At 54.2% G+C, this 15,430-nt stretch carries 11 protein-coding genes; all 11 read right to left on the bottom strand.

What is annotated here, in order from left to right; translation table 11 throughout:
* Positions 1 to 17 precede the first annotated feature (17 nt).
* Positions 18 to 1,613, bottom strand: a complete 1,596-nt coding sequence (locus CRO74_RS20115; protein WP_097128231.1) for a nickel-dependent hydrogenase large subunit — start codon at positions 1,611 to 1,613, stop codon at positions 18 to 20.
* Between the two features lie 130 nt (positions 1,614 to 1,743).
* On the bottom strand, positions 1,744 to 2,724 hold the full coding sequence (locus CRO74_RS20110; protein WP_097128229.1) for an NADH-quinone oxidoreductase subunit B family protein: 981 nt from the start codon (positions 2,722 to 2,724) through the stop codon (positions 1,744 to 1,746).
* Between the two features lie 213 nt (positions 2,725 to 2,937).
* Entirely contained in the window at positions 2,938 to 3,558 is a 621-nt protein-coding gene (locus CRO74_RS20105; RefSeq protein ID WP_097128228.1) for a TetR/AcrR family transcriptional regulator, read from the bottom strand.
* 6 nt (positions 3,559 to 3,564) lie between these two features.
* Positions 3,565 to 3,924 (bottom strand): hypothetical protein, encoded by a 360-nt coding sequence (locus tag CRO74_RS20100; protein ID WP_097128226.1) that lies wholly within the window; start codon positions 3,922 to 3,924, stop codon positions 3,565 to 3,567.
* Positions 3,925 to 4,007: 83 nt separating this feature from the next.
* Positions 4,008 to 5,030, bottom strand: coding sequence for an LLM class flavin-dependent oxidoreductase (locus tag CRO74_RS20095; protein ID WP_097128224.1), 1,023 nt, complete (start codon positions 5,028 to 5,030; stop codon positions 4,008 to 4,010).
* A 103-nt stretch (positions 5,031 to 5,133) separates the two neighbouring features.
* On the bottom strand, positions 5,134 to 6,030 hold the full coding sequence (locus CRO74_RS20090) for a CE1 family esterase (protein ID WP_097128222.1): 897 nt from the start codon (positions 6,028 to 6,030) through the stop codon (positions 5,134 to 5,136).
* Positions 6,031 to 6,125: 95 nt separating this feature from the next.
* Positions 6,126 to 8,420 (bottom strand): GH92 family glycosyl hydrolase, encoded by a 2,295-nt coding sequence (locus CRO74_RS20085; RefSeq protein ID WP_097128221.1) that lies wholly within the window; start codon positions 8,418 to 8,420, stop codon positions 6,126 to 6,128.
* A 388-nt stretch (positions 8,421 to 8,808) separates the two neighbouring features.
* The gene (locus CRO74_RS20080) at positions 8,809 to 11,091 is read right to left on the bottom strand and encodes a family 20 glycosylhydrolase (protein ID WP_097128219.1); all 2,283 of its coding nucleotides are present in this window, start codon (positions 11,089 to 11,091) and stop codon (positions 8,809 to 8,811) included.
* A gap of 24 nt (positions 11,092 to 11,115) precedes the next feature.
* The gene (locus tag CRO74_RS20075; protein WP_097128217.1) at positions 11,116 to 13,182 is read right to left on the bottom strand and encodes an alpha-L-fucosidase; all 2,067 of its coding nucleotides are present in this window, start codon (positions 13,180 to 13,182) and stop codon (positions 11,116 to 11,118) included.
* Positions 13,183 to 13,551: 369 nt separating this feature from the next.
* Entirely contained in the window at positions 13,552 to 14,835 is a 1,284-nt protein-coding gene (locus CRO74_RS20070; RefSeq protein ID WP_245877921.1) for a M20/M25/M40 family metallo-hydrolase, read from the bottom strand.
* 85 nt (positions 14,836 to 14,920) lie between these two features.
* The gene (locus tag CRO74_RS20065; protein WP_245877920.1) at positions 14,921 to 15,424 is read right to left on the bottom strand and encodes a LytR/AlgR family response regulator transcription factor; all 504 of its coding nucleotides are present in this window, start codon (positions 15,422 to 15,424) and stop codon (positions 14,921 to 14,923) included.
* Positions 15,425 to 15,430 lie beyond the last annotated feature (6 nt).

Below are 15,430 nucleotides of genomic sequence, written 5' to 3'. Positions count from 1 at the left end.
AGCGTTCCATCAATCCGTTAAAGTTTAAATTTAGCCATTTCCTTGCCCGATTTGCCATCGTGGGCGTGTACGGTGCACACCAGGCAGGAGTCGAACGAACGGGCCACCATCCCTACTTCGACGGGGTCGTGCGGGTCTTCGATTTCGGTGCCTTCGAGAGCCGCTTCGATTGGGCCGGGGTTACCCCGGTCGTCGTTAGGGCCAACGTTCCAGGTAGTGGGAGCCATCACCTGATAGTTTTTGATAACGCCGTTCTCGATCTCGATCCAGTGCGCCAACGCACCACGGGCCGCTTCGGTAGCCCCGAACCCTTTCCCGTCGCGCTCTTCGGGTTTGATGTAGAATTCGCTGTTGAGGTCGATCTGCCGGAGCCACTCGTCAATTTGGGTGTACAGCCGGGCTGCTTCGTGAACGCGGGCTAACGTTCGGGTAAATACGTTGGCACCCATTTTATCCAGCACATCGCCAAACAGCGGGTCGTAGACCTGATGCGGCAGCAGGTTGTCCGGATTGGCATTCATGATCACGCGGGCCAGAGGGCCAGCTTCGGCCGCCATGTCCATGTAGCGGGGCGCTTTGGACCAGCTGTATTTCTCATTGAAATTCGAGTCGTGCAGCGTGTGCGACTGTACGGGCGTGGGCATGGGTTCGTCCCAGGGGTGAGCCGCCGGTACATCTTCGTACCAGGCATGACCCACGTGCTCCTTAATGCTCAGGTGATCGAAAACGTGGTATTTGCTACCATCGAAGAAGCCACTCCGGCTAATCAGGGCGGCATTACGGCCTTCTACGGTTGGTTTTTGATAATGGTCTTTGTGCAGGTACGTTCCGTAGGCAACGAACTTGCCAACGCCCTGACCAAACTTATGCAGGCCAAATTCCAAACTGGCGCGAATGAACAGGCCCAGATCTGAATTGCGCTGCGAGTCGTTTTCTTCTACCCAGGCCATCAGATCGTCCCAGGTTTTGATCTGCATGTACCGCTCGATGGAGCAGCCCAGCCAGAGGGTTTCGAGCCAGTCTTTCCGGAACTGGTTCATGATGGCGTGAGCACGGGTAATGTCTTTGAGCGTGGGGGCACACATAACCCCACCGGGCACCATGTAGCTCGAATGCGGCCACTGCCCGCCAAAAAGGGCGTACACCTCAACCGGACGCCCGCTGGCGGTAACCCCCCGCTGAAACGAAGTACCTACATAAGCCGCAAACCGCTTCACGACTTCATCGTAGAGGGGCTTATTGGCGAATTTCTTATTCGCCATGTCCGTAGCGAAAATCGCGTAGAACCAGCGGGGAATACTTTGTATCGTTTCGGTAGCCTGACCAATGGCCCGCAGCAGCAGCGCGTTAGGCGGCAGGGTTGTTTTCCAGGCCGTGTCCAGCGCCGACGAGGCACAGTACAGGTGGGAACCACCGCAGATGCCGCAAATACGGGGCGTTACGATCAAACCCGCCTGCGGGTCTTTGCCCTCCATAATTTTCTCGAAGCCCCGGAACATGGCAGCCTGTGTGTGCGCCCGCGTTACGACTCCGTCTTCCATATATACCTTCACATCGAGGTCGCCCTCGACCCGCCCAACCGGCGAAATGTTTAGTTCTTTCTGCGTTGCCATGTTTGGTTATTGGTAATTCGTGAATGGTGATTGGTTAATGGTTACTGAGTTATTCGTCATTAGTTATTGGGATGCGCTATTCGTGCGTATCTAACTAATCACCAATACCCTAATAACCACTCACCACTAACTACTTAGATGAAGAAAACTGAGGTTGATCGACGCCAACCATGCGCTCACTGCCTGAAACGACTTTCTCGAAACCAGCCCGTAAATAGTAGCCTAATTTCGATGTACCGGTGGGTACTTCTTTGGGCAGGAAACCGAGGTAATGCATCGTTTTGAAGACACTGCCTTTCTCCAGATCATGGTGGGGAAAGCCCGGCTCCGTACAACCTAAACAAGGGTGATTGGCGCGGGTTTTGCTCGATTGCCGGTTCCACAGAATCCGGTTGCAACTGGCGCGGGTCATGGGACCCCGGCAACCCACTTCGTAGAACAAACACCCGCCCCGCTTACCAAATCCGCCGTCAACTTTCTGAGCGAAACTAATCACGTTGGGGCAACCCGTTTGCACGAAGTCCGTAAAGAACGTTTTGGGCCGGTGGAAATCATCCAGCAGAACATCGCCGATACGGCCGGTAGCAATGGCAACCAGAATCTGCGTAATCCAGTCGGGGTGAGCCGGGCAGCCAGGTATATTGATAACGGGCAGCCCCCCTTTCGATACATAATCGGAGCCCAGGAAACCACCTTTGGCCTTTTTCAGAAACTGCATTCCGGTCGATTCGCTGGGGTTGGGAGCCACGGCCGGAATACCACCCCAGGTAGCACAATCGCCAATGGCGACCACATAACCAACTACTTTCGACAAATCCCGAACCCAGTCCTGCATGGGGCGATCCGCAAAGTAGTTCATGGTTCCTGTGCCATGCGGCCCCTGAATGATACTGCCTTCATAGACAAGAATGTCGCACTGCGTACGGCCGCTGACAATATCGTTGAGCAGGTGCGTTACCTGATCGCCAATCTCAAGGCCAATAGACGGGTGCCAGAGGATGTTGACACCAAAATCGGTTACTAAATCGACAACCGTGGGTTCCTCAGCATTCAGGAACGACATCGTGTTGCCACTGCACGCTCCTCCCTGAAGCCATAATACATTAGCCATGCGAAACGGGGGTGTAAGGGTTCGGAATTTTTGAATTATAAGAAGTACAAATATAATTATAATTCTGAATTAGAAAATTTTTTCTAATTCTTTTTAACAATAAAGCAAGGTTTGTTTTACGTCACCCGAACGGAATGAGCGCAATCAGGTGAGAAGTTGATTTTTTAACTGTAGGAGGAAAAACTTATACGTAATGGAGGATACTCGACGGCATCAGGCCAGTGTTGGCAAAACCAGTGTTTCGAATTCGTAGATGCCCTCTTCGGTAAGATAGGGTTTCAGGTGTTCCCAAACCGATTGTTTGTAGAGCCGTTCATCCACTGCATTGCCGCGCATGGCAGAGAATACAGGCAGGAAAACCAGCGTCATCCAGAGCGACTGAGCCAGTTGGTCATACTGCCCCCGGCTGGTTTCGGGCCGGATAACACGTCGCTGCACATGAAAATCGAGCCAGCTACGCAGTTGCATGAGCATTTTATTCACCGCCCGCTGCCATTGAATCTGCTGCGTCGTTTGCTCGGAATTCGTCTTGAAAAACTCCGCCAGATAGAATTGATAATTTCGGAAGAATTGGTAGTAGAGGCTTATCTGCTGGTCGAATGCCGCCAGCTCGGGAGCCTGAAGGTACTGGCGAAAAATATGGGCAAACTCATCGAGCACCTGTTCATAAACCGATTCGATGATCGCGTCTTTCGTCTTGAAATGGTACGCTAAATTCCCGACGCTGATGCCAATTTCCTCGGCTATCTGCTGGAGCCGCACGGCATCGACTCCGTACTCATTGAAGAGCCGGACGGATGCGTTCAGAATGCGTTCCTTGGTCGAAAGCGTCATAGTTGATTAATTCAGGCAGGTATTCAATTGATCGGCCGAGACGGAGAGCGTACCACGCTGGTCTTTGGCCGCTAACCGACGCATAAAATGCGCTTGCTGCGCGGCCCGTTTTGGACAGGAATGCGAGGTGATCCGTCGTTTGATGAACTTAAGGGGATTAGCCGTATGCGCAAAGATCAACTCCACCTCCCACTCCCCCCGGTGCAGACGCAGGTTCTCGATCACCGCTGTATCCGACAACCACAAATCATCGTAATACAGCCGAAAATCGGTCAGGTTTCCTTTCCGCTCCGTAAAGTGGAGGCTATTGAGACCCGTAAGCAGGTTGGCATAAGCCGCCTTGTCCATAGTAAAGAGTGGCTTCATAACGCTTAAGCAAGGTTGATCCTGAGTTCGTTAGAACGAATGTATAATGATCTGTGCGTTAAAGCCACTTTTTCCGTAAAAAACTATTGAAGTAGCGGCCTCACATGCGTTCCAAGCAATTCGATGGACGACATAAGTTTTTCGTGCGATAACTCCGCGCTGTCCATCTGAAACGTAACCCTCGAAATCCCGCCCAGAGCCTCACTATGCCGTAAAATCTTTTGCGCCACTTCTTCGGGGCTACCCACCAGCAAAGCACCCTGCTTACCTGCCAACGCGTCGAAATGTGCCTTCGTGACGGGTGGCCATCCCCGCTCCCGGCCAATTTTAGTGAACGTTGCGGCATAGCCCGGATAAAAATCAGCCATAGCGCCTTCGGTGGTGGCAGCTACGTACCCCAGCGAGTGAAGTCCTACCTGTAGCTGCTCCGGCGAATGACCCGCCCGCCGACCCGCTTCCCGATACAGGTCAACCAGGGGCCGGAAACGGTGGGTTTCGCCCCCAATTACCGCTACCATAAGCGGCAGTCCCAGCATACCGGCCCGCACGAACGACTGCGGAGTTCCGCCAACGCCCAGCCAGATGGGTAATGGGTTTTGGATGGGTCTTGGGTAAATCCCCTCTCCGTTGAGGGCCGGGCGGAACTGCCCCGACCAGGTAACGAACTCATTATCCCGAATGGCGAGCAGCAAGTCGAGCTTTTCTGAGAAAAGCGCATCGTAATCCTTAAGTTTCAGGCCAAACAGCGGAAAAGCTTCCGTAAAGGAACCACGCCCAACCACGAGTTCGGCCCGCCCGTTGGAAATAAGGTCAAGGGTAGAAAACTGCTGAAATACGCGAACGGGATCGGCAGCACTCAACACCGTTACGGCGCTGGTCAGCCGAATTTGGCGGGTTCGGGCTGCGGCAGCGGCCAGAATCAGCGTAGGGGCAGAGTCGAGAAATTCCGGGCGGTGGTGTTCGCCAATACCAAAAACAGCCAGCCCCACCTGATCGGCCCGCTCAATTCGGTCGAGTAGCTGATTCAATGAAGCCGCATCACTGTTGATGGACGGGCTCCCCTCCTGTCGGCCTTTGGCCGCGAAACTATCTATGCCAATTTGCATTATACTGAATTGTCGTACCGACCGTTCTGGCCGGGCTTATCCCTGTTGACTCCACTCCGAACCGGAACGCCGGAACGCCGGTCGCCGGTTTGGTACCACGAAACTAGTCAATTACCTGCCGCATAAAAAACCGCAGGGCCTCTACATGGACGTCAATATCGTTGGGGTAGTCGTGTTTTCCGCCAATCACCTTTAAAAGCACAATTTCGGGCTTTCCCTTTTCTTTATAGGTGTACCGTTCGATGGTTTTACCGTCGGCGGGGTCGGTATCAGGCAGGTTCTCCTGAGTTGGTCTGCCTTTATACCGAGCCAGTTCGGCCCAGTACGCCAGCGTACGGTCGGTGGAGCGAACGGCCCCCATAGTCATGTTTTTGCCCAGAACGACAACGCCACCCTCGTACGGATTTGTCTTATCCAGTGTGCCGTTGACGATCATAACCGGCACGGCTTTGCCGGATGGCGTACAGTCAAGATTGGTTGTATCGGGCAAATTGGCGATGATGGCCGTGATGGCCCGAAACGTACGCGGCATGGTCAGGGCCAGTTTATAGGCCATATGCCCTCCGCCGGAAGTACCCACGGCAAACACATGGTTCCGGTTAATCTTACACCGTTTCGCGAAGTACTGAATCATTCCCTCGAAGAATGCCTGCTCATTGACATTTTCGACGTTGGCCTCCGCCGGAGAGGCTTTCCGGCATTCGTTCCAGTACCGTTTGTAGCCATCCGGGTAAATGACCAGCATATTCTCGGCATTGGCCTGTTGCTCCATCTTCGCAGCGGCCTTCATCAACCTTTTACCATCCCCCCCGGACCCATGCAGCACAAAAATCAGCCCCGACCGATTGACCGACGCTGCGGGAACATTGTTGTAATGAAACGACCGATAGTGGCCCTCAATCAGTACAGAATCACTGATAACCTCAGCTCTCACCGACGAGAACCCAAGAAGGGTCAGAAAAAACAGAAACATTACTTTTATCATACGATTGTTACGCATTTAGTTGTGGCGTTGGTTAGATGAGCCATTAGAAGACAATCAAAGCCCGCCAAGTTGATTTAATACCTATTGTCAGGTTTGTTCTACAGCCGCCCTCAATACACCGACCTGGCCCGATCTTCGGGTCGGATGCCCCAACTGGCGCTTGGTTTATTGTCCATGTCGATGGTCAGCGTTCCGCCGTTCAGGATGGTCTGGTGGAGCAAATAAGCGTTGGTATACGGTTTTCCATTCAGCAGGATGCGCTTGATGTACCGGTTCCTGGCGCTGTTGTTGACCGTTTTTATCTGAAACGATTTGCCGTTTTCCAGATTGAGCGTAACGTCATCAAAGACCGGGCTGCCAAATACATAGGCCCCATTGGCCGGGTTGACCGGGTAAAAACCCATAGCCGAGAGCACGTACCAGGCCGACATCTGCCCCACGTCTTCATTGCCAATCAGACCGTCGGGTCGGGTGGTGTACAGACTATCGAGGATATAACGCACCTTATCCGCCGTTTTCCAGGGCTGACCCACATACCCATACAGGTAGGTGATGTGGTGACTTGGCTCGTTGCCGTGCGCATATTGCCCGATCAATCCGGTAATATCGTTGGAGGCTTCGCTGCCCATGTCGCCGTGGACCACAAACAGAGAGTCCAGCTTCTGCGTGAACGCTTTCTCGCCCGAGAATAGCGAAATCAGACCTTCCACATCGTGAGGCACCAGCCAGGTGTATTGCCAGCTGTTGCCTTCGGCAAAATCATCTTTCATGTGCCGGGATACCAGCGGACTGAAGGGCGTCCGGCGTTCGTTGTCCGACACGCGCCCGCGCATGAACCGGATTTTCGGATCGAAATACTGCTGGTAGGCCTTGGCCCGCTTGCTGAAATAGGCATAGTCGGTCTCTTTCCCCAGCTTCTTCGCTACCTGCGCAAGAGCCCAGTCATCAATGGCGTATTCGAGTCCTCTGGCTACACTCTCCACCAGGGTATCAGCAGGGATATAGCCTGTCGACTTTACGAATTTCAGCCCCCGTTCGTCCAGCATGGCGCTTGTCTTCATAGCATTGAAGGCCCGATTGACGTCGATACCGGCAATGCCTTTCAGACAGGCATCGGCAATAACGGGCATGGCGCCGTTACCGGGCATGGTGTTCGTTTCGTTACCCACCAGATGCCAGACGGGCAGTTTTCCCTGCTGATCGAAGATGGCCAGCATGGAATTGATCATGTCGGCCACGCGCCGGGGCTGGGTCAGCGTGAACAGCGGGTGGGCACTCCGGTAGGTGTCCCAGAGCGAAAACGTCGTCATGTTTTTGAACGAAGCCTTCGGATACACCTGCTTGTCCGTACCGCGATAATCGCCGTTGTGATCGTTGAACAGCGACGGGGCTACCTGCGTATGAAACAGGGCGGTGTAAAAGATTTTCAGCCGGTTCTGATCTTTCGTCTTGACCGAAATTTTGTTCAACTCCCGGTTCCAGGCCGCATCGGCATCCTGCGCCACTTTCGCAAAATTCCAGTGTGGTAGCTCAGCCCGAATGTTAGCCAGCGCATTAACGGAGCTAACAGGCGAAATGCCGACCTTCACGAGCACCTTTTCGTTGGCCTGAGTAGCGAAACTCACCACGCCCTTCACCCGATTGCTTTTTGCTGATGTGCCCGTTGCCGGAGTCTGGTCGGTATAGAGCGCTAGTTGCTGAATGGGTTTGGCAAAAATAATGGCGAAATAAAGCCGCTGGTCGGGAGCCCAGCCTTTGGAAAAACGGTAGCCGACGAGGGTGGAATCATTCAGCTTCTCCAGATAGGTTTCGATGGGTCTATCGCCCACGCCTTCGCCCAGGTCGATTACAATGTGGGCGTCGCTGCTTCTGGGGAAGGTGTACTGATGCAGCCCCACCCGCTCGGTAGCCGTCAACGCAACGTCGATGTTGTACCGCTGTAGTTTTACGGCGTAGTAGCCCGGCCGAGCCGTTTCCTGCGTATGCGAAAAGCGGGATGCGTAGCCGCTCTGGCTGTCTTTAGTGTTGCCCCGGCTGAGCTTGACAGGCCCGGTTGTGGGCATGATCTGTACATCGCCCAGATCGCCGATGCCCGTTCCGTTGAGGTGCGTATGCGCAAACCCGACAATCAGGGAGTCAGAATAATGGTAGCCCGAACACCAGTCCCACCCCTGCGACATCTGGGTAGGCCCAAGCTGAACGGCCCCGAACGGTACATTGGCTCCCATGAAAACGTGTCCGTGAAACCCCGTTCCAATAAATGGGTCGACGTAACGGGTCAGGCCGGTTGCCGCTTTGGGAACGGTAGTCGACTGACTTCTACCGGCTAACGGTAGCAATAACCCAACAGCGAGGGTTAGCGAAGAGAGGTAGTTGACGGTTGAATGCAAAGAGGATAAGCGCATAAAGTTCTTAGAATTGGCTTTGTAATGTAGTGGTGTGGGGTAGTTGTGATGTAGGGTTCTTCAACCTACGTTGTAAACTCTTTTCCTTACAAAAAAGCCCTGTATGGGCGACCTGTCAATAGAAAAGAGCGAATTATATATCTGGAAAGCGCCGTAGGTGCGACCTGATCCAGTTCAGTTCATATAGGTCGCACCTACGGCGCTTCAGGCAAGGCATGGGCGCTCATACCTATCGACAGGCCGCCCTTACAGGGCTAGTTGGCCTATGCCAGAGCTACCTATACAACGTAGCTTTTTCAAGCTGACACCACTGTATGTCTGGGCCAAGCTCCAGCCTGGCCGTTACAAGTCGATGGCCAAGCTGGAGCTTGGCCCAGACATACATACATCAATGCCCGAACCAGTTGGCTGGTACGGGTTGTGGTTCGGCACCGTCACGGCTGTAGAATAGCTTCAGCGTGTAGCCCCCACCCGCTTCGATAAAGTCGAGGGCGAAGGGATGCGTGCCCTGCTTCAGCGCCACCTGTCCGCTTTTTTCGATAGGACCGTGATTGCCATCGTTGTCGATGACCGTTCGGTTGGCAATGCGCAGCACGCCCCCATCATCCGCAACCAGAAAAAAACTGTAAATACCTGTAGCCGGAACGGTTATATAGCCCCGGAACCGAACCCCGAAACCACCCGCTGTGGCCATGTCCGGCACTTTTACCTGATTCACCACAACCGAATCGGAAGCCGTTGCCTTTAACATGGCGGCTATGTTCCTGAATTGTCCCTTCACATAGGTACTCATCAGCCCGGCTTTAACGGACGATACCGGCACCGGCTCCGCCAGGGATTGCGACTGATACTTTAGTGTATACACATCGCCCTGTAAGCCACTGTTTGTGAAAGCCGCCAGCTTCACCGTCGTCGGCTGACTGATCAGCAACGACTCGGGCAGCACCACCGACGCAGCATCCGGCAAACTGCCATCGATGGTGTAACGAACAACCAGATTATCCGTTGGTTTGCGAATGTGCAGGGCGATCTGGTCTGTAAATACGTTCTCTTCGGCAAAGCCGCTCAGATCGGGCACACGGTAATGCACCTCCAGCGCATCCAGACGCGGGTAGTGCCGGTTCAGGCGCTGCCGGTAGGCGTCGTATTGACTCTGATTGGTCCATAGTCGTTCGGCCAATGCCGTCATGCGGGGCATCACCATATAATCGACCCGATTTTCGGACGGGATATACTCCGTCCAGGTGTTGGCCTGAGCGCCCTGAATGGATGTCGCTTCGGCGGGGGTTAATCCGGCCGGAACGGGGTTAAACTGGTAGACATTCGCGAGCGAATTCTTATCGGGCAGCACATCGAAATAGAGGGTATTAACGGGCGTCATCACCACCGAATTCCCATTCCGAACCGCTTTTACAGGTGCGTCGGCCACCCAACTGCGCCAGTACATGACCGTGGCCGATGGTGCCAGTCCGCCTTCCAGCGCGTCGTCCCAGACCATCAGCTTTTTCCCTTTCGACAGCAGGAATTTCTCGGTTCGGTGTACGAAATAACTTTGCAGTTCTTCCACGCTGTTGATTCCTTCCCGCTTCATCAACGTCTGACAGGCCGTCGACTGCGCCCAGGTCGATTTCTCCACTTCGTCGGCCCCGATGTGCATGTACTGGCTTGGAAACAGCGCGGCCACTTCGCTCAGCACGGTTTCGGTAAAGGTGTAGGTAGGTTCGTTGCAGGGGCAGATGGGCACCGAAAACGTTTTGCCCCAGCCTTCCTGCCCCGTACAACTCAGAAACGGGTACGCCCTAATGGCCGCCGTCAGGTGACCGGGCATGTCGATTTCCGGAATAATCTCGATATGACGGGCGGTTGCGTACGCAATGAGTTCTCGCATCTGGTCTTGGGTATAGAACCCGCCGTACTGCGTTTTCCCCTCTTTCTGCCGCAGGTATTGCTTCGGCAGGTTGAAGTCGGGGTTTGTGGCGGCCCGTTTCAGCACCACCGAATCCTGATTGTTAAACGTCCGCCAGGCACCTTCGCTGGTTAGTTTGGGATATGCCTTTATCTCCAGCCGCCAGCCCTGATCGTCGGTGAGGTGCAGGTGAAATTTATTGAACTTGTAAAGAGCCAGCAGGTCAACGAATTTGTGCAGGTAATCCATCGAGAAAAAGTGCCGCGACACGTCGAGGTGCATACCCCGCCAGGCATAGGCGGGCTGGTCGCGGATTTGCACCGCCGGGAGGGTTAGCGCACCAGTCGCCTTTTTTTGCTCGATGCTCACCGGCAACAACTGCCGGATGGTCTGAATGGCCCGAAACATCCCCACCGGCTCTTTAGCCGATAAGGTTACTGCCCTGGGCGTGATGGTAAGTTGATACCCTTCCGGGGCCGTGATGGACGGGTCGTAGTTGAGCACAATCTGCGCGGTGCCCCCACTCGTGGGCAATGGCTTACCTACCGCTGGTTTCAGTAACAGTTGTAGTTGCCTGGCTTCGTTGACAAATCGGCCATCCTGTACAACCAGTGCGGTTTTGGAGGTGATAGTAAACTGTCCCTGACCCGGCACGAGCGAAGTTGGATACGGGATAATGGGATATTGATCGGGTGTTTGCGATTGACCATGACTGGTAATCAGCAAACTAAGCCCGACTATGAAAACGAACGGTTTGATTTGCATTCGATTAAATCTATGTGAGGAAAATCAGCGGGTCAGTACACCCAGCTCGGCAATGGAAACAGTGGCGTCGCTGGCCTCGGTTGTTTCCAGAGCGTCGAACTTTAGGAACCGGGCCGTTTGAGGCTTGTCGAAGCGAATCGCCTGCCCAACGGGGTTATTGTTAATGTTGTTGAACGCACCCTGACTGATCGGCCCGGTCCACGTTTTGCCGTCCTCACTCACCGAAACGGCATACCGATACACAATACCCGTCTTTTTCCCATCCTGACGAGGCATGTACGTGAATCCTTTCAAGGGTAATGACTCGCCTAAATCCAGCACCACCGATGTCGGATTTTCGGGCTGTTTGCGTTGCTGCCAGAAGGTGTCCGCGTTGCCGTCGATCAGCCGGGCAGCTTCTTTTTTGGGCGATGCGTCGCCGGTTGAGATAACCGTCCATTTTGCGGAACTGATATCAAACTCGGTCGTTACGGGGCTGCTCGCCTTTTTCATGTTGTCCACGAAAGCGCGGGCTTTTACCACCCCACCCTGCGGCAAGGCAACGGCCTGGGTAAACCGCTGACTTTGAGCCGTGGGCTCCGAGCCATCGAGGGTGTAGGTAATGACCGGATCGGTCGTTTTCGGACAGGCAATCGTCACCATGCCCTCTTTATTCCGGCTGATAACGGGCGTTACGATCAACTCGGGCGCGTTGTACATTTCGATGTGCCGGATCAGCGGGCTCGCTTTCGACTCGTCGATGGTCACCCGGATTTTGCTGGTCGTTACGGTCGGGAAGCGCAGAATACGCCGGTTGCCGATGGTCGTTCCGCTGGCAATGGTCTGATAGCTATCTTTTTGCCAGGCTGCCACCGAAAACTTCTTCACGCGTTGCCCCAGCGCAATGTATTCCTCAATCAGCAGGCGGTTCAGGGTTGTGGGTTTGCCCAGGTCAATGTCGAGAGTCGCCTGTTTTGCGCCTTCAGCAGCAGCCCAGTAGGTATCCCGGCTGTTATCGAGCACGTTGCTGGCGGCAAAAGTAGGAGCCTTGCTGAAGACGCTGTTGCTGGTGATCTTTTTGCCCCCGGCGAGGTTATGCGTGGCCTTGTCGGTATACGCTTTCAGCGCCATGAGCTGCTTTACATCGTTTTCATGCACCAGCCCCCGCCGGTCGACGGGCAGATTGAGGAGCCAGTTGCCGTTTCGCCCGATGGAGCTGTAATAGATATCGACCAGGTGTTCCAGTGATTTAACTTTGTTGTCTTCGCTGGCGTGGTAGTACCAGCCCGGCCGGATGGAGCAGTTCACTTCGGTAGGCACCCAGTGCGTGCCATCTTCATGACCCAGCGTCAACTCCCAGTAATTCGGGTAAGCGGGGTAAACTTTATCGCGGTTGAGGGTGCTCCAGTTGGTTTCGCCCGCGTACCCGTCTTCGTTGCCCACCCATCGAATGTCGGGACCGGCATCGCTGAAGATAACGGCGTTGGGCTGGTATTTTCGCACCGTCTCGATGAATCCGGGCCAGTCATAGACCTGCTTTTTGCCGTTCGGCCCTTCGCCATTTGCCCCGTCGAACCAGACCTCAAATACGTCGCCGTACTGGGTCAACACTTCCTGAAGGGTTTTCTTGAATACCTCGTTGTATTCCGGCGTACCGTAGGCGGGGTGGTTACGGTCCCAGGGCGACAGGTACACACCGAACTTAAGGCCGTACTCTTTACAGGCTTCCGATAAATCCTTCAAAACATCGCCCTTCCCATCACGCCATTTGCTGTTTTTGACCGAGTGTTCGGCGTATTTCGACGGCCACAGGCAGAAGCCATCGTGGTGTTTGGCCGTGATCACAATCCCTTCCATACCCGCTTCTTTCGCTACTTTAGCCCACTGCCGACAATCGAGTTGGGTTGGGTTGAATTGGTCGGGGGTTTCGGTGCCATGCCCCCACTCTTCATTGGTGAAGGTGTTCATATTGAAATGAACGAAGGCGTAGTACTTGAGCTTATGCCACGCAAGCTGACGGGCCGACGGAACGGCACCATACGGGGCGGGTGTCTGGGCTAATGATACAAGTGAAAAACTAACGAAAACAGCAAGGAGTGTAAGTCGACGCATAGTTTAGAGGATATTGGGGAATTGGGGTAATACCAAACGGATTACTGCAAAAATACCCGTTTCCCGATAGTATTTCACGGATAATCTTTTTTGAACGTCCATGGACATAAGTAGGCCATTACGGACAGCGTAGGGGCCAGCCGGATTAACTTATCTCCAAGAATTTCTGAGAAACTGCGAAAAACTACGTCGTCACTTCCTGAAAAGCAGTGCCTCCGTAGCTGCTTTATCACTGGTGGGTCAGCAACAGGACTTTCCCGATCAACCGGCCTCCTCGCCCCCGCTTACGTCAAAGACGGGAGTATACCGTTTTGTCTGACCAGGAAACGATAAATCAGGGTTTTACCATGCCTGCTTCGGCCACCAGCGTCAGCAGCGCGGCCTGAATCGCCTTATAAGCATCCTTATCAAGCCACCACTCATTGAGAGCGTGCCTCCCGTTAGTCCCCCCTGACCGATGGTAACCGCCGGAATCCCTTTTGAGATGGGAATGTTTCCGTTCGTAGAACCGCGTCCAATTTTAGGCGATTCACCAAAATGGGCAATGGCAGCCATGGATCGCTGCACCAGCGGGAGCGTTTCGGGTAACTCACCGGAAGGGCGCTCCCCTATTCGCTCAAAGTCAACGGTCAAAGCTGGCCCCGACCGGCGCATCTGGTTATGTTCTTCGAGCGCTTTCTGAACAGACGATTTCAGCAGCGAATCAATCAGCACGAGGTTCTCCGGAATTTCGGAACGCATGTCCACTTCCATCCAGGACGAAAAGGGAATGGAGTTAACGGACGTTCCCCCGCCAATACGGCCCACGTTGAAGCTGGTTCGGGCACCGGTACGGGTGAATTTGTCGGCCGCTTTCGAAAAGTAGTGGATGGCGGAACCCAGCGCATGTTGGGGGTTTGCCAGACCGAAAGCTCCCCACGAATGCCCGCCGGGGCCTTTGAACGTGATCCGGTAGCGGTTAGACCCCAGGCCCATGTTGCTGGCGCGTCCCATGGCTCCTGCTTCAATCGAAATCCAGGAGTCGATTCGGCGGCTTTGATTGCTAAAGAGGTGTTTTACACCGCGTAAGTCGCCCAGCCCCTCTTCGCCCACTGAGCCAATAAACAGCACATCAGACTGGGTTTCGATGTTGGCATCTTCCAATGCCCGCAGCACCGCCACTACGGCCACCAGCCCGCGCGTATCGTCGCCAATGCCCGGTGCGAAGAGCGTATCTCCTTTCGCTTTTACCCGAACGTCTGTTTCGGCCGGAAATACCGTATCCAGGTGACCATCGAGGGCCACCGTACGCTTGCTTTGTTTACCTTTTCGAAGAGCAAGTACGTTACCCACCTTATCGGTCCAGACCGAGTCGGCACCCGCTTCTTTCAGCATCGCGGCAAACTCGACCCCCCGTTTTTCTTCCAGAAAGGGCGGAGCCGGAATTTCGGTGAGTTTAATCAATTCATCGCGGTTCCGTTTGTTTTGGGCGACAATGAACTGAAACGCCTTTTGAATCTGCTTGTTTTTGGCTAACTGGTCGATCTCCTTTGTGTACTGGACTTGCACGTTGGCAACTTTACCCGGTTCCAGATCCTGCGCCTGTGTGTTATGGACAGGAAAGAGAAAAACCGTCAATAATCCGATAAAACAGGTGGGTACTACTTTCTTCATGCTGTGTTTGTAAAAGTTGGCTTGTAGTTCGTTAGCTGGTCAATATACTGCTTTTTGGCTAAGCGTTTGGCCAGATCACCTGTTTTTACTCGCCCATCCACACCCGAAATTCGCTGGCACGCTCACGGCTGATGTATACGTCGTCGGTAATGACCGGCTTCAGATCGAGTTTCAGCCGACCGTTGAAGTGCAGGTGTACCCGCCCCACGGCTTTGATCTGGACAATAAACTGCCGGTTGGCGCGGAAGAAATGCTGCGGATTCAGTTTCTGGGCCAGCTCGTCCAGCGTGTAATCCATCAGCAAATCCCGGCCATCCCAGGTTCGCACAAACGTCAGCCGGTCGCGGGTGAAGAAGTAAGCCATATCGGATACCTCCACGGGCAACAGCCGCGTTCCCTGTTTGAGCAGAAACCGCTCGCGGTAATCGGAAGTAATACTGGCAGACGGGCGCAGTGTAACCAGCAAGTCGCGCAGGTCGAGGGTGGGGCTGGCCGTGCCGTAAAGTTGCTGCATCTGCCGAAACTTGCTCAAACTCCGGCGCAGGGCCGTGTCGTCGACAGGCTTGAGCAGGTAATCGACGCTATGCACCTGAAA

The organism is Spirosoma fluviale (assembly GCF_900230225.1).
Taxonomy (GTDB): Bacteria; Bacteroidota; Bacteroidia; order Cytophagales; family Spirosomataceae; genus Spirosoma; species Spirosoma fluviale.
This window is presented reverse-complemented; position numbering and strand designations above follow the sequence as displayed.

Bases quoted from the DNA above. Each gene is read 5' to 3' on its own strand.
- CRO74_RS20080 (WP_097128219.1), bottom strand. From the start codon at position 11,091: ATGCAAATCAAACCGTTCGTTTTCATAGTCGGGCTTAGTTTGCTGATT.
- CRO74_RS20100 (WP_097128226.1), bottom strand. From the start codon at position 3,924: ATGAAGCCACTCTTTACTATGGACAAGGCGGCTTATGCCAACCTGCTT.
- CRO74_RS20075 (WP_097128217.1), bottom strand. From the start codon at position 13,182: ATGCGTCGACTTACACTCCTTGCTGTTTTCGTTAGTTTTTCACTTGTA.
- CRO74_RS20110 (WP_097128229.1), bottom strand. From the start codon at position 2,724: ATGGCTAATGTATTATGGCTTCAGGGAGGAGCGTGCAGTGGCAACACG.
- CRO74_RS20070 (WP_245877921.1), bottom strand. From the start codon at position 14,835: ATGAAGAAAGTAGTACCCACCTGTTTTATCGGATTATTGACGGTTTTT.
- CRO74_RS20105 (WP_097128228.1), bottom strand. From the start codon at position 3,558: ATGACGCTTTCGACCAAGGAACGCATTCTGAACGCATCCGTCCGGCTC.
- CRO74_RS20085 (WP_097128221.1), bottom strand. From the start codon at position 8,420: ATGCGCTTATCCTCTTTGCATTCAACCGTCAACTACCTCTCTTCGCTA.
- CRO74_RS20115 (WP_097128231.1), bottom strand. From the start codon at position 1,613: ATGGCAACGCAGAAAGAACTAAACATTTCGCCGGTTGGGCGGGTCGAG.
- CRO74_RS20090 (WP_097128222.1), bottom strand. From the start codon at position 6,030: ATGCGTAACAATCGTATGATAAAAGTAATGTTTCTGTTTTTTCTGACC.
- CRO74_RS20095 (WP_097128224.1), bottom strand. From the start codon at position 5,030: ATGCAAATTGGCATAGATAGTTTCGCGGCCAAAGGCCGACAGGAGGGG.